Below are 14,306 nucleotides of genomic sequence, written 5' to 3'. Positions count from 1 at the left end.
TAAGTTTGTGAGCATTACCATCATTGATTTTGCTTCGAGCAAACTCGCTTCGCAAGCATCTGCCTATCAGGCAATTTCCGCCTCTTCATCCTCCAGCCGCACCGATACGAGCTTGGATACGCCGCCTTCTTCCATGGTCACGCCATAGAGAACATCGGCTTCCTCCATCGTTCCTTTGCGGTGGGTGACTACGATAAACTGCGTCTGCTCCGAGAACTCGCGCAGATATTGGGCGAAGCGCACGACATTGGCTTCATCCAGCGCCGCTTCCACTTCATCCAGTACGCAGAACGGTACCGGCTTAACCTGAAGGATCGCGAACAGCAGCGCCATAGCGGTCAATGCGCGTTCCCCGCCGGACAGAAGCTGCAGGTTCTGCAGTTTTTTGCCCGGAGGCTGAGCAACAATATCAATCCCCGTATCCAGCATATGCTCCGGATCAAGCAACATCAGGTCTGCCCGTCCACCACCGAACAGCTTTGAGAATACCGTGCCGAATTCACGGCGGATAGCATCAAAGGTCTGCTTGAAGCGTTTGGACATTTCCTCTTCCATCTCATGAATGACATGATACAGCGTAGTTTTGGCTTCGACCAGATCATCTTTCTGTCCGCTGAGGAAGGTATAGCGTTCATGCACCCGCTGATACTCTTCAATGGCGCCCAGATTCACCTCACCCAGTCCGGAGATGCTGCGCTTCAGACGCTGTACTTCCATCTGCGCTGCAGGCACATCCTCGGGAACCGGATAACGCTGCTTAGCCAGCTCATAGCTAAGTTCATAATCATCGCTCAGCTTGCGCAGTATATTATCCAGCTCTACATCCAGCCGCCCGACGGCAACCTCCGTTGAACGGAGCTTGTCTTCAACCACTTTAAGCGCCTGCCGCTGGTCTTTGGTCTCTCCTTCGGCCAGCTCCAGCTTGCGAGAAATCGCGGTGCGGTCGGCACGGGCCAGGTCGAGCTTCGCTGAGGTATCTTCCTTCTTGAGCCGTAAGCTGTTCACATCTTCCTTCTGCTTCACAGCTTCGCGTGTATTCTCTTCCAGATCCTGCTCGATGGTCATCAGCAGGCTGCGGCTCTGCCGCAGCTCTTTCTCCTGCGAGCCGGCATCCTGTCGCATACGCCGCAGCTGCTCCTCCAGGGAGAATATCTCCTGGTCCAGCTTCCCTTCCGTAACCTTCATGCCTGTCAGCTTACCCTGCAGCTCCTCCTTGGCGGTTTCATTTGCCTTACGGTCGGATTCGGCGTTCCGGATGGCCTCATGGGCTTCCTTCTCTTCCTTCTCCAGCCGTGCAAGCTCCGCCTCCGCCTGCTTGCGGGTCTCTTCGAAGCCGCGGACCTCATTCTCGAATCCGCTGCGCTCTGCGCCCGCACCCTCTACCTGCTCCTTGACGTGGCGAAGCTCCTGCTCCAGCTGCTTCAGATCACCGGATACCCGCTGCTCTTCCAGACGTTTCTCGTCACCGTCATGCCGCAGCTCTTCCAGCTTCTGAGCCGCTTTGTCCTGCTCGGTGCGCAGACGGAGGATTCCCTGCTTCAGCTTGGCAATCTGCTGCTCGCTCTCTTCAATCTCGCCGAACAATTGGTCCAGCTGCCGTTTGCGGCTGAGCAGACTATTGTTCTTCTTATGCTGGCTGCCCCCGGTCATCGAACCGCCGGCATTGACAACATCTCCTTCAAGCGTTACGACTCTGTACCTGTATTGGCATTTGGCCGCAATGCGGTTCGCCTGCTCCAGGCTCTCAGCGATAACCACATTCCCCAGTAAACTCCCTACAATGCTAGAATACTTCTCCTCGAAACCAACCAGCTCAGAACCGATTCCGACAAACCCCTCGGCACCTTCCACCATACTGCGGTCACTGCCGGTAATCTGACGGGGCCGGATGACATCCAGCGGCAGGAAGGTCGCCCGTCCAAGCTGGCGCTGCTTCAGGAAAGCAATCGCCTGCCGGGACACAGCTTCGTTCTCCATAACAACATGCTGCAGCGAAGCGCCCATGGCCGTCTCGATAGCCATTTCGAGCTTCTCCGGAACGGAGATTAGTTCAGCAACCGCGCCGTGTACACCGGTTAACTGTCCTTTGCGGGCACCTTTCAGCACTTCCTTAACCCCAAGCATGAAGCCGTCAAAATCATCCTGCATTTCCTTCATCGTCTCATGCCGGGAGACCTGGGCTTCGCGTTTCTGCTCCCATTTACGCAGGCCGCTTTGCGTTTCCTCCAGCAGCTTCTGCCGCTTACCGGTCTGCTCGCTCTCCGTAATGTACGCACCGCGCAAAAGGCCGATTTCCTTGCCGAGTCCGGCAATCTTATCCTTAAGCCCGCTCTGGGCAGATGTCAGCTCCTCCAGCCGGGCTGTCCATTTGCCGCTCTCTTCCTGGCTGCGGCTCATCCGCTTCTCCAGGCTCTCCTTCTGCTGATCCGCATAGCGGATTTCATTGCGCGCCTGAGCCATCAGGTTCATCAGCTCGAGCAGCGCGCTCTTCAGCTTCTCTTCCTTGCTCTGGCTGATGCCCCCGGCAACACCCTGCAGCCTGGATTCTTCATCAGCCAGCTGCAGACGCAGTTCCTCCAGCGCCTGCCGGGACTGCTTCAGCTTATGCTCAAGCTCGGCAAGCTCACGCTGCCGTCCCTCCGAACGCTCCCCTACAGAACCCAGGGTCTGCATCAGCTGTTCGCGGTTGTTCTCCAGGTTGCGGCGGCGTTCCTTGAGCAGCTCTCCGTAGCCTTCGCTCTTCTCATTCGCTTCACTGTAATGCAGCAGCTGCTCCTGCAGCTTCTCCACTTCCTGCTCCAGGCTCCGCAGCTCGGCACGGCCGCTCTCCAGCTTGGCGTCATGGGCGGAGACTACCGTTGACAGCTCCAGCTGTTCATCCTTCAGCAGCTCTAGCCGGGCATTCCCCTCCTGCCAGGCCGTATGTATGCCTTCAATCTGATGCACATATACGGAGATCTCCAGATGCTTCAGCTGCTCACGCAGTTCCTTGTAACGGATAGCCTTCTCAGACTGATCCTTCAGCGGTCCCACCTGATCCTCAAGCTCACTGATCAGGTCATGAATCCGCAGCAAATTCTGCTCGGTCTCGTCCAATTTGCGTCCGGCGTCTTTTTTGCGTGATTTATATTTAACAATCCCCGAAGCCTCTTCAAATATCCCCCTCCGGTCTTCAGAACGGGTACTGAGTATCTCTTCAATCCGGCCTTGTCCAATAATCGAATAAGCCTCGCGTCCGATCCCGGTATCCATAAACAGCTCTGTGATATCCTTCAGCCGGCAGGCTTGCTTATTGATTAAATATTCACTTTCTCCGCTGCGGTGCACACGGCGGGTAACCGTAACCTCGCTGAAATCCAGCGGCAGTACATGATCCTCATTATCCAGCGTAAGGGAGACCTCGCCATAATTGACCGCTTTGCGGGCATCACTTCCGGCAAAGATAATATCCTCCATTTTACCGCCGCGCAGTGATTTGGCACTCTGTTCGCCAAGCACCCAGCGTATGCCGTCGGAAATATTACTTTTGCCGCTTCCGTTCGGGCCGACTACGGCCGTAATTCCGCGCACAAATTCCATTTCCGTTTTGTCGGCAAATGATTTGAAGCCCGCTAATTCAATCCGTTTCAGAAACATAACTCGCCTATCACCTCTAACCCATTATACCATAGCGTTTCCTTGCCTAGAATCGTCAAACTCCAATCCGGGCACCCTGTTACATCTATCATTTCGAAAAAGAGCAGCAAAAGTCTGACTTCCGCCTAAACGCCGGCATTCAGACCATTGCTGCTCTACTCCGCTTGCTCAGCTTTGCTGTTCAAGTCTACCTCAGGCCCCGTCTTCCTTCAGACGCAATAACGCCGCTGCGGCTGCCTGCTGTTCCGCTTCCTTCTTGGAACGGCCGCTGCCGCTGCCCAGCGAACGGCTGGCCATGAACACTTCAGATACGAATTCACGCTCGTGCGCCGGTCCGCGTTCTTCAATAATCCGATATTCCAGCGTACCCATGCCATGATGCTGTATCAGTTCCTGAAGCTCAGTTTTGAAATCGCTCATCTGCATTTGCAGCTTACCATCGGTTTCGACCAGCGGGAAAACGTGATTATCCAGAAACTTCCGGGCCGTTTCCAGTCCCTGATCGAGATAAAGCGCTCCCACGAAGGCTTCAAACACATCGGCCAGCAGAGCCGGGCGGGTACGCCCGCCCGTAAGTTCTTCCCCTTTACCCAGCAGCACAAACCGTCCGAAACCGAGCGTCTCGGCAAACCGGACCAGCGACGGCTCGCATACAATAGCGGCACGCAGCTTGGTCAGTTCACCTTCAGGCCTGTCCGGGAGCAGATTGTACAAGTATTCGGACACCGTAAGCTCCAGCACAGCGTCACCCAGAAATTCCAGGCGCTCGTTGTCCTGATGCTGATTGAAACGGTGTTCGTTCACATAAGATGCATGGGTAAAAGCCTGCTTCAGAAGTACAGGATCGTGAAATTGGATTTGAAGTTGGCTTTGTAACTGCTTCAGGTCTCCTTTCACTGCACTGTCCCCCTACTTATTATATTTTTTGAGTATAACAGTCGCGTTATGGCCTCCGAATCCGAATGAATTCGACATCGCGATATTTAGATCCGCTTTGCGGGGCACATTCGGAACATAATCCAGATCACAATCCGGATCAGGGTTGTCCAAATTAATCGTAGGAGCAATTATGCCCTTCTGCAGCGAAAGACCGCAGATAATCGCTTCCACACCGCCGGCAGCACCAAGCAAGTGGCCTGTCATTGATTTGGTGGAACTGATTGCTACCTTGTACGCGTGCTCACCCAGAGCTTTCTTCACAGCCGCGGTTTCCGACTTGTCGCCTACCGGTGTAGATGTACCATGCGCATTGATGTAATCGATATCCTCCGGATTAATTCCGGCATCGCGGATCGCCATCTTCATGCAGCGTGCTGCACCGTCAGGATCAGGCTCCGTCATATGATGGGCATCGGCACTCAGGCCATAACCAATCACTTCGGCGTAAATCTTGGCTCCGCGTTTCTCTGCATGCTCCAGAGATTCAAGAATCAGGATTCCTGCGCCTTCTCCCATAACAAAACCGTCACGGTCAACATCGAACGGGCGGCTTGCCTTCTGCGGCTCGTCATTGCGGGTGGACATGGCTCTCATTGCACAAAAGCCTGCCATACCTGTAGGACGGATGGTTGCTTCTGCACCGCCGCAGATCATCGCATCCGCATCACCGCGCTGGATCAGGCGGAAGGATTCGCCAATGGAATGGCTGCCTGTGGCACAAGCGGTTACCGTCGTTGTATTCGGCCCTTTGGCGCCGAGATTGATCGACAGCTGGCCGGAGCCCATGTTGGCAATCATCATTGGAATGAAGAACGGGCTGACCCGTTTCGGGCCTTTTTCCAGCAGCAGATTGTGATTGTCTTCCCAAGTACCCAGACCGCCGATACCGGAGCCGACAGAAACGCCGATACGTTCAGCATCGATATCTTCGCCAATCTTCAGTCCGCTGTCCTTCAGGGCATCTTCGCCGGCAGCAACCGCAAATTGCACGAAACGGTCCATCTTGCGGGCTTCCTTACGGCCGAAACGTTCCTCAGCATTGAAATCCTTGACCGAAGCCGCGATTCGCGTAGTATATTCACTGACATCAAAAGCTTCAACAAGAGATACTCCGGATGTACCGCTCATCAGACTGTCCCAGAACGTTTCCAGATCCTTGCCCAGCGATGTCATCACTCCCATACCTGTAACAACCACTCTTTGACTCAAACGCGTTCACCCCATCTGTAGGCTGTAAATGCTTCCACAACATGTAAAAGTATTCCGGCCAGAAGTCTATATAAACTGCAGTCGCCGCAAGATTAACCAATCTGCGGTTCTGTTATTTTCCCCATAAAGATGCTCATGCACCCTTTGCTGCTGTCCTTAAATTACCTTAAAATGAGGAGAAGTCCCGCCCTGGCAGGAACGGGACCCTCAATCATATGACTCTAGGTATGAGATTGTATGTACTTCACAACTTCACCCACGGTCGTAATACTCTCTGCATCTTCATCAGAGATTTCCATATCGAATTCATCTTCCAATTCCATAACCAATTCTACTACATCAAGAGAATCAGCACCTAAATCATCTTTGAAAGACGCTTCTAATGTTACCTCAGCTTCATCGGCACCTAAGCGGTCGATGACAATGCGTTTTACACGCTCCAATACATCGGACATCCGGTTCACCTCCTCTTTTGGTATTATACGAGATATGAAGTCAAAATACCATAGAGCACAAAAAACGCTTTCTGGCCGCCTCTGCTCTCTTCCCCCGTAATGATCTAACGCTGGCGTTACCTTACATGTACATTCCGCCATCCACATGAAGTGTCTGGCCTGTCATGTAGGCTGCCCCTTCCGAGGCCAGGAATACCGCCGTATTAGCAATGTCCTCCGCCCGCCCAAGCTTAGCAAGGGGAATCCCCTTAACCAGCTCACTGCGGACTTCATCGGACAGCTCACGGGTCATATCGGTATCGATGAACCCCGGCGCAATGCAGTTCACGGTAATTCCCCGTGAAGCCAGCTCGCGTGCCGCGGATTTCGTCATCCCGATAACCCCTGCTTTGGCAGCCGTATAGTTCACCTGACCGGGATTACCCGTCACACCCACGACAGAGGAAATATTGATGATCCGGCCGTAACGCTGCTTCATCATCGGACGTGTCGCTGCCTTCAGGCAATTGAACACACCCTTCAGATTCGTCTCGATGACCTGGTCGAATTCTTCCTCTTTCATGCGCATAATCAGATTATCCCGGGTAATGCCGGCATTATTCACAAGAATATCAATTTTTCCCCAAGTGTTAATAACCTCTTTCACGAGGTTCTCAGCCTGTTCGCTATTACCGACATTCCCTTGCAGAGCAATTCCTTCCGAGCCCAGCTCCTGAATCCGGGCTACAGTTTCCTCTGCCGCCTGAAGGCTGCCCGAGTAGTTCACGGCAACCTTCACGCCCTGCTCCGCCAGTGCCAGTGCAATTGCGCGGCCAATCCCCCGGGAACCGCCGGTAACAAGGGCGGTCTGACCTTTGAGTGCTGCAAACATTTCCAGTTGTCCCCCTTCAATAATCATGCCGCTATTCTCATGCCAAGCGGATTACCAGCCAGTCTGAGCGCTCCCCAGACTGTTGATATTCACGAGCTTAACATTCTTGTCAATTTTGCGGATCAGGCCTGCCAGCACGCTGCCGGAGCCGATCTCTACAAAAGTGTCCACGCCGTCTGCAATGAGCCATTCCACGCTGTCCTGCCAGAGTACAGGAGAGAATACCTGCGCTACCAGCAGATTACGAATCTCTTCCGGATCCGTAACCGGGGCAGCTGTGACATTGACGATTACCGGCATAACAGGAGCATTAAAGGTTACTTTCTGCAGCTCTGCAGCCAGCTGTTCAGCTGCTTCCTTCATTAATGAAGAGTGGAACGGGCCGCTGACCTCCAGCGGAATTGCCCGTTTGCCGCCTGCTTCCTTAACACGCTGCACCACTTCATTCACGCCAGCCACGGTGCCGGAAACCACGATCTGTCCCGGGCAGTTGACGTTAGCCAGCTCAACGGAATTGCCAGCCTCTGAAATACTGCGGCAAAGTTCCGAGAGGGCCGCACGGTCTGCGCCAAGTGTAGCAGCCATAGCCCCTTGTCCTCCTGGTACAGCTTCTTCCATGAATTGTCCGCGCAGACGTACCAGCCGCACTGCATCCTCATAAGAGAGGACCCCGGCGGCTACAAGAGCGCTGTATTCACCAAGACTGTGACCTGCTACATAATCAGGCGTTACCCCTAAATCCCGCAGTGCTTCCAGATAAGCCACACTGGCTGTAACCAATGCCGGCTGTGTATTGACAGTCTGCTTAAGCTCGCTCTCAGGTCCTTCAAATATAAGCTTACTTAGCGGAAATCCAAGTACTTCGTCACCCTTTTCAAATACTGCACGGCTCTGCGGCAGGGCTTCATATACATCCTTACCCATACCAACTGCCTGTGCACCCTGACCGGGAAAGACAAATGCGATTTTACCCATGATGCTAAAAGCTCCCTTCCCGTTAACAGCGGCTCCTCCCGCCTTATGCCAGGATAGAACCGCTTCGTTCTGTTAGTATTGCCCTTTTCTTTACCAGATCAGTACGGAAGCTCCCCAGGTGAGTCCGCCGCCGAAGCCGACCATAAGCACAGTGTCGCCTTCCTTCATCCGGCCTTCCTCTGCTGCTTCCACAAGTGCCAGCGGAATGGATGCCGCTGAAGTATTCGCATATTTATCAACGTTGATGACACATTTCTCAGGCGGCAGATCCAGACGCTGCATCGCCGATTGAATAATCCGGATGTTGGCCTGGTGAGGCACGAACAAGTCGATATTCTCCTTGGTCAATCCTGCTTTGGTAAGCACACGTTCCGTAGCCGTGCCCATCACGCGCACTGCGAACTTAAATACTTCACGGCCGTTCATATAGATGAAATGCTTCTTGTCTTCTACCGTCTGCTGGGAGGCCGGCAGACGTGAACCGCCTGCTTCCATCTTGAGCAGGCTGCCGCCGGAACCTTCAGCGCCAAGATCGAAGGACTGGAAGCCGCGGCCTTCCGGAACTTCACCTACGATGACTGCGCCGGCACCATCACCGAACAGTACACAGGTGTTGCGGTCTGTATAATCCGTGATGCGCGACAATGTGTCCGCACCGATAACAAGCGCATTGTTATACATGCCGTTCTGGATAAAGCCGGTTGCCGTAGCCAGACTGTAGACAAACCCGGAGCAGGCTGCCGACAGGTCAAAGGCCGCAGCCCCTTTCGCGCCCAGCTTGTCCTGAAGAATACAGGCTGTGGATGGGAAAGTGCTGTCCGGTGTAACTGTGGCCACAATAATAAGATCAAGATCTTCCGCCTTCATGCCAGCGGATTCCAGTGCCTTCAGCGCTGCTTCATAAGCAAGATCGGATGTGGCTTGTTCCGGAGCGGCAATATGCCGTTCCCGGATTCCTGTACGGCTGACAATCCATTCATCGTTTGTGTCAACGATCTTCTCCAGATCGCTGTTGGTCAATATTCTTTCGGGTACATATTTACCTGTACCAATGATTCCTACCGGACGTAATTGTTTCATATCGTCACTCACTTCCCGTAATTTCTCTGGATATACTGGCTACCAGATCCGCCTGCAGCGCAATCCGGGCCTGCCTTACCGCATTCTTCACCGCGTTGCCGTCGGAGGAACCATGCCCCTTCACTACGAGACCGCTAAGACCGAGCAGCGGCGCTCCGCCGTGCTCCTTATAATCCATTTTGCCCTTAAGACTTCTAAGCTCCGGCATCAGTATGGCTGCGCCCAGCTTAGTCTTAAGCGACTTGCTGAATTGCTCTTTAAGCAGAGCGAACATGGCCCCTGCCGTTCCTTCCAGCGTCTTCAGAAGGATATTGCCGGCAAACCCGTCACAGACCAGCACATCGCAGGCTCCGGTGAGCACATCCCGCGCCTCCACATTGCCGACAAAATGAATTCCTGTCAAAGCTTCAAGCAGCGGATAAGCTTCTTTGGTCAGCTCATTCCCCTTGCCCGGCTCAGTCCCTACGTTCAGCAGGCCTACCCGGGGCTTCGCAATGCCATGGACCTTATTGCGGTATATGCTGCCCATCAAGGCATATTGGGCCAGATGCTGCGGCTTGGCATCCATATTGGCACCCAGGTCCAGGGCTAATACGCCGACATCATCCAGCGTCGGTATCATCGGTGCCAGGGCAGGACGTTCTATACCCTGCATTCTTCCCACAACCAGAAGCCCCGTAGTCATAAGTGCTCCGGTATTGCCTGACGAGATCATGGCATCGGCTTCACCTTCGCGCACCATCCGTCCGGCGACTACCATGGACGAATCCTTTTTACGGCGGACCGCCTTCACCGGCTCCTCATCGGAACCGATTACATCCCCCGCATGACGCACCGTCACATTAGACGGCTTGTTCTTCAGCAGCGGCGCAAGTCTGGCTTCATCACCGACCAGCACGATCTGCGTATCACTCCACTCCGCTGCAGCGGCCAGGGCCCCTTCTACATTACACTCAGGAGCATTATCCCCGCCCATGGCATCAATGGCGATCAGCACTCCGGTTTCCCCCTTCGCTGTACTCTTCGATTGCAGAACGGTACACTACAAAATGGCCTTGAAATACAAGTTCTTCTCCAACATATGTAAACACGTCCACCTCAGCTTTGCCGTTCCGGCCTGCAAGCGAGCGTACCTGCGCTTTGGCGATACATTTCTCACCCAGCCGGACCATGCGCACGAACCGGATATCGGCTGAAGCGGTCAGGGCAATTTCATCATTGATAACAGCAACTGCCAGCGAATTCGCCTGGCCGAAGACATAGTGGCCGCGGGCAATTCCGTTTCTGGAGAAGACATGCTCTTCACGGATCTCAAAAATTGAAATCCCGCTCCGGTCCAGCTGCAAATCGACTATATCACCAACCACTTCGTCGACAGGCAGCGAGCGGACCTGATCATAGGAGTGCTCTGCCATTTGCTTCATCCGTTCACGCAGCTCCGGAATCCCCAGCTCCATCCGGTCCAGCCGGATCGTCTGAATGCTCACCTTCAGCTGGCGGGTCAATTCCCGGTCCGTTACAAAAGGATTACCTTCAATGATTGAGAGCAGCTGCTGCTGCCGTTCTTTCTTGGACAACCGTTCGATGGCGACTCACCTCCTGGCACATGCCTTTAATGAAAAGCATCCGGCCGCAAGAGTGGCCGCTTGTAGTTATAACTCTCTGTTCTTAATTAACAATTAGAACCAGGTACTAATATGTAGTATAAAGCATGACGCCGCAAAAATAAAGCTTTGACTTGAAAACCCGCGCAAACCCGCGGCGGGCTTAGGGATACGTTGCAAGAATCAGAAGGAAACTATCATGTAAAGCATATAAATTCATATATCCCCAAAAAAATAGCACTTCACCGGCAGATGAAGTGCTACTCTTATATGCAAATATGCAAACTATTGTTTGATGATCTCTCTTGCTTTGTATGTTCCGCAAACTTTGCATACGTGGTGAGCCAGCTTCAGCTCTCCGCATTGTTCACATTTCACCATACCTGGAACTACCAGTTTAAAGTGAGTACGACGCTTGTCACGGCGTGTTTTGGACGTTCTGCGTTGTGGTACTGCCATGTTAATCAACCTCCTGATTTTGGTTTTGACCCGTAATAACCCGGGATTTGTTCTTAGTTATCTTGCTTGGTAAAGAATCCTTTCAACCCAGCGAGTCTTGGATCGATCACTGTGTTGTCGCAACTGCAGGTGCCTTCGTTCAAGTTCTGTCCGCATTTCTGACAAAGACCAAGACAGTCTGCCTTGCACAATACCGAATCTGGTAAGTGCAGTACGAAATTTTCTTCCACATAGGGGATAAGATCCACAATCTCATCCTTGATGTAAATGAGTTCCTCACCTTCATCTTCCGGAAGAATTGGCTGTTTAAGCCACTTGAAAGTCTCAGCGAAAGGAATGTTCAGCTTACTGTTAACCTCCGTGAGACAACGTGAACATAACATGTCCACTTCTCCACTCAGTGTTCCCACCACGTTCACACTATCGGTTCCCGCGGGCAGCGCTTTAAGGTCTACTGAGAGTGGTGCAACAGCAAGAATATCCTTGCGCCCTTTGACAACCTCACTGACATCCACAACATCGTGGAGGATCAGGGGCTCGTCGGCATTCGCTAATTTGCGAAAGTGAATGTTCATAGTTATCACTCCAAACAAACAAAATTTATTATACCTATTATTACCGGACTTTGTCAACCATTTTTCCTTTATATTGTTTCAGGCACAGAGACAATTTATGATATACATAAGTTTAATGCAAGAAATCTGCAAAAAACGGGAAGAAATGAGCCTGAATCCGGAACCCGGATCGTCAGATATCCCAGAATAGGGCGTGAAGCAAACGTGACAACTGTAGGCATTATAGCCGAATATAACCCTTTACATAACGGGCATGTCCACCATTTCAGCGAGGCCAAAAGAATCTCCGGAGCCGAAAGCTCCATCGTCATCATGAGCGGCCCGTTCACCCAGCGCGGCGAGCCGGCGGCGGTCAGCAAGCGCGCCCGCACCGAGATGGCGCTCCATATGGGCGCCGACCTCGTGATTGAGCTGCCGGTGGTGTATGCTGTCCAGCCGGCGGAATGGTTCGCCTTCGGAGCGGTATTCCTGCTGGAGGCGACCGGCGTCGTGGACAGCCTGTGCTTCGGCTCCGAAGCCGGCACTTTGGGCGCGCTGCTCCCCCTGGCCGGATTCCTGGCCGAGGAGAGCAGCGCGCTTAAGGACGAGATCCGCGCGCGCATGGCGCAGGGCGCGGGATTCCCCGCCGCATACAGCGCAGCTGCGGCGGCGGCCTGGAAGGCCTCTTTCATGGGAGAGGAGAAACCGGCAGATGCCGAAATTCTATTGCGGCAGCCCAACAACAGCCTCGGCCTGCACTATCTGATCGCGCTGCAGCGGCTCGGCAGCGCGATCAGGCCCTTCACCGTGCCGCGGACCGGCGCGGGCTTCCACGACCCGCTGCAGGGCGGGTCGTCCATTGCCAGTGCGACAGCAATCCGCAGGCTGCTGCAGGAAGGCGGCTCTCCGGCGGCATACATGCCGGAGTATAGCGTGTCCATCCTGGAGAGAGAGCATGCAGCGGGCCGGGGGCCGGTCATGCTCGAGGACTTCCGGGCTCCGCTGCGCCACGTGCTCTCCACACACTCAGCAGCCGAGCTGCGGACGGTGCAGGATATGAATGAAGGGCTGGAGAACCGGATACTCCGCATCCTTCCCCAGCTCGGCAGGTTCACGGTCGCCGGTCTTCTGCAGGAGCTGAAGAGCAGACGCTACACCCATACACGGCTGCAGCGTCTGCTGCTTCATACCTTGCTGAATCACAGCAAAGAAGAAATGACCCCGGCCGCGCTGGCCCAGGGTCCGGGTTATATCCGGGTTCTCGGCTTCCGGGAGAGCGGCCGCAGGCTGCTGAAGCAAATGAAGCAGCGCGCGGCACTTCCGGTAGTGACAAGCCCTGCGCGCTTCTCCCATCCCATACTGGAGCGGGATCTGCAGGCGGCAGCTGTGTTCGCTGCTGCCTATGCCGATCCTGTACGAAATGATCTGTACAGCGATTATCTGGAGCCGCCGGTCAGGATTTGATGACCGGCTGTTCTTCCATATATTTCAGCGCGTCTGACAGAGTCGATACCGGAATCAGCTTCATGTCTGTGCCGATCTGGTCAGCTTTCGCCTTGGCTTCTTCATAGTTTTTGACCGGAACAAAGAAGAATTCGGCACCTTTGCGGTCAGCAGCCACAATCTTATGCTTCACTCCGCCGATTGCCCCCACATTTCCCTCTGCATCTATTGTACCCGTACCTGCTACCCGGTGGCCCTTGGTCAAATCCCCCGGAGTGAGCCGGTTATAGATTTCCATGGTGAACATCAGTCCTGCGGAAGGTCCTCCTACATTCGTATCCACAAAACTGACGCCTTTCCCCTCTTCCTTAGGCTGTACCTTCTGAACGGCTCCGATAACAACCCCGAAGCCCGGCCGTCCGGCCGAGGTTTCTTTATCCTTAACCTCCACCAGCTTCACCTGCTCGGAAATTTCCTTGCCTCCACGCTGCAGGACTACCTCAACGGTATCGCCGATTTTGTATGCGGACAGCAAGGCGGACAGAGCCGCCGGATCGGCTGCGTGCTGTCCTTTCACACTGATAATCTTGTCGCCCGGCTTGAACTGGCCCTGATTGGTTGCGTCCGGCACCGAGAACACGTACAAATAATCCACAATATCCTCATACGGCACTTTGGCAGCATGATAAGCGGCCTGTACAGCATACGACTGTGAACTGTTCATATAAAAGACCTGCTCAGCCGCGTATTCCTGCTCCGTCTTATCCTGCAGGCGGGTCTCTTTCAGGACAACCTCTGCATTCGAGTTAAATACGGAGGCGACCAGAAGAGCCACATTGGCATAACTGGCAGATACGGTAGTCATCATGAACGTGCCCTGCTCCTCGGGATCAGCATTCTCCACCTTGATCATCGGGGCTACCTCGGAGGCGCTTCCCGGCTGATACACAATATACGGAGTATTCATAAAGACAGCAACATAGAGAATGACCACAAATGTAAATAAGTAGGCTGTGGCGCGGATACCCACACGGCGTTTCTGTTGCCTCAAGTCTCTTCCCCTTCTTTCCCGCGGCATGCA

13 protein-coding genes are annotated in these 14,306 nt (G+C 53.8%); 1 reads left to right on the top strand and 12 read right to left on the bottom strand.

The genetic code is table 11. The annotated features are described in order from the left end of the window. Nucleotides 1-66 precede the first annotated feature (66 nt). From smc to GC101_RS24025, 11 genes are all read right to left on the bottom strand, one after another. Nucleotides 67-3,636 (bottom strand): chromosome segregation protein SMC, encoded by a 3,570-nt coding sequence (gene smc, locus GC101_RS24075; protein WP_171719332.1) that lies wholly within the window; start codon nt 3,634-3,636, stop codon nt 67-69. 192 nt (nt 3,637-3,828) lie between these two features. Further along, the gene (gene rnc, locus GC101_RS24070; RefSeq protein ID WP_039307426.1) at nt 3,829-4,533 is read right to left on the bottom strand and encodes a ribonuclease III; all 705 of its coding nucleotides are present in this window, start codon (nt 4,531-4,533) and stop codon (nt 3,829-3,831) included. Between the two features lie 12 nt (nt 4,534-4,545). After that, on the bottom strand, nt 4,546-5,784 hold the full coding sequence (gene fabF, locus GC101_RS24065) for a beta-ketoacyl-ACP synthase II (RefSeq protein WP_171719331.1): 1,239 nt from the start codon (nt 5,782-5,784) through the stop codon (nt 4,546-4,548). A 221-nt stretch (nt 5,785-6,005) separates the two neighbouring features. Beyond that, a complete protein-coding gene (locus tag GC101_RS24060; protein WP_039307421.1) occupies nt 6,006-6,239 on the bottom strand; it encodes an acyl carrier protein in 234 nt (77 codons plus the stop codon). 121 nt (nt 6,240-6,360) lie between these two features. Beyond that, entirely contained in the window at nt 6,361-7,110 is a 750-nt protein-coding gene (gene fabG / locus GC101_RS24055) for a 3-oxoacyl-[acyl-carrier-protein] reductase (RefSeq protein ID WP_039307455.1), read from the bottom strand. 51 nt (nt 7,111-7,161) lie between these two features. Further along, nucleotides 7,162-8,085 carry an ACP S-malonyltransferase gene (gene fabD / locus GC101_RS24050; RefSeq protein ID WP_171719330.1) on the bottom strand — a complete coding sequence of 308 codons (924 nt, stop codon included), beginning with the start codon at nt 8,083-8,085 and terminating at the stop codon, nt 7,162-7,164. Nucleotides 8,086-8,175: 90 nt separating this feature from the next. After that, the gene (locus tag GC101_RS24045; protein ID WP_171719329.1) at nt 8,176-9,165 is read right to left on the bottom strand and encodes a beta-ketoacyl-ACP synthase III; all 990 of its coding nucleotides are present in this window, start codon (nt 9,163-9,165) and stop codon (nt 8,176-8,178) included. A 4-nt stretch (nt 9,166-9,169) separates the two neighbouring features. Then, the gene (gene plsX / locus GC101_RS24040) at nt 9,170-10,162 is read right to left on the bottom strand and encodes a phosphate acyltransferase PlsX (protein ID WP_171719328.1); all 993 of its coding nucleotides are present in this window, start codon (nt 10,160-10,162) and stop codon (nt 9,170-9,172) included. Continuing rightward, complete coding sequence (fapR, locus tag GC101_RS24035) at nt 10,146-10,742, bottom strand: transcription factor FapR (protein WP_039307413.1); 597 nt, start codon at nt 10,740-10,742, stop codon at nt 10,146-10,148. The genes plsX and fapR overlap by 17 nt, the downstream gene beginning before the upstream one ends. Before the next feature lie 312 nt (nt 10,743-11,054). Then, on the bottom strand, nt 11,055-11,228 hold the full coding sequence (gene rpmF / locus GC101_RS24030; RefSeq protein WP_019911234.1) for a 50S ribosomal protein L32: 174 nt from the start codon (nt 11,226-11,228) through the stop codon (nt 11,055-11,057). A 53-nt stretch (nt 11,229-11,281) separates the two neighbouring features. Further along, on the bottom strand, nt 11,282-11,803 hold the full coding sequence (locus tag GC101_RS24025; RefSeq protein ID WP_171719327.1) for a YceD family protein: 522 nt from the start codon (nt 11,801-11,803) through the stop codon (nt 11,282-11,284). A gap of 204 nt (nt 11,804-12,007) precedes the next feature. Between GC101_RS24025 and GC101_RS24020 the strand changes: the two genes are divergently transcribed. After that, nucleotides 12,008-13,246 carry a nucleotidyltransferase gene (locus GC101_RS24020; protein ID WP_171719326.1) on the top strand — a complete coding sequence of 413 codons (1,239 nt, stop codon included), beginning with the start codon at nt 12,008-12,010 and terminating at the stop codon, nt 13,244-13,246. Here the strand turns inward: GC101_RS24020 and GC101_RS24015 are convergent. Continuing rightward, nucleotides 13,236-14,276, bottom strand: coding sequence for a SepM family pheromone-processing serine protease (locus tag GC101_RS24015; protein ID WP_052421855.1), 1,041 nt, complete (start codon nt 14,274-14,276; stop codon nt 13,236-13,238). The genes GC101_RS24020 and GC101_RS24015 overlap by 11 nt on opposite strands. Nucleotides 14,277-14,306: the final 30 nt, after the last annotated feature.

Origin of the sequence: Paenibacillus phytohabitans, assembly GCF_013141775.1 — a bacterium.
In the GTDB taxonomy this organism is placed as follows: Bacteria; Bacillota; Bacilli; order Paenibacillales; family Paenibacillaceae; genus Paenibacillus_AQ; species Paenibacillus_AQ phytohabitans.
Note: the sequence above shows the minus strand (reverse complement) of the source record. Positions and strands in the feature narration are given on the sequence as shown.

Excerpts from the sequence above, each read along its gene's own strand:
- smc (WP_171719332.1), bottom strand. The coding sequence starts at position 3,636 with ATGTTTCTGAAACGGATTGAATTAGCGGGCTTCAAATCATTTGCCGAC.
- GC101_RS24060 (WP_039307421.1), bottom strand. The coding sequence starts at position 6,239 with ATGTCCGATGTATTGGAGCGTGTAAAACGCATTGTCATCGACCGCTTA.
- fabG (WP_039307455.1), bottom strand. The coding sequence starts at position 7,110 with ATGTTTGCAGCACTCAAAGGTCAGACCGCCCTTGTTACCGGCGGTTCC.
- fabD (WP_171719330.1), bottom strand. The coding sequence starts at position 8,085 with ATGGGTAAAATCGCATTTGTCTTTCCCGGTCAGGGTGCACAGGCAGTT.
- GC101_RS24045 (WP_171719329.1), bottom strand. The coding sequence starts at position 9,165 with ATGAAACAATTACGTCCGGTAGGAATCATTGGTACAGGTAAATATGTA.
- rpmF (WP_019911234.1), bottom strand. The coding sequence starts at position 11,228 with ATGGCAGTACCACAACGCAGAACGTCCAAAACACGCCGTGACAAGCGT.
- GC101_RS24025 (WP_171719327.1), bottom strand. The coding sequence starts at position 11,803 with ATGAACATTCACTTTCGCAAATTAGCGAATGCCGACGAGCCCCTGATC.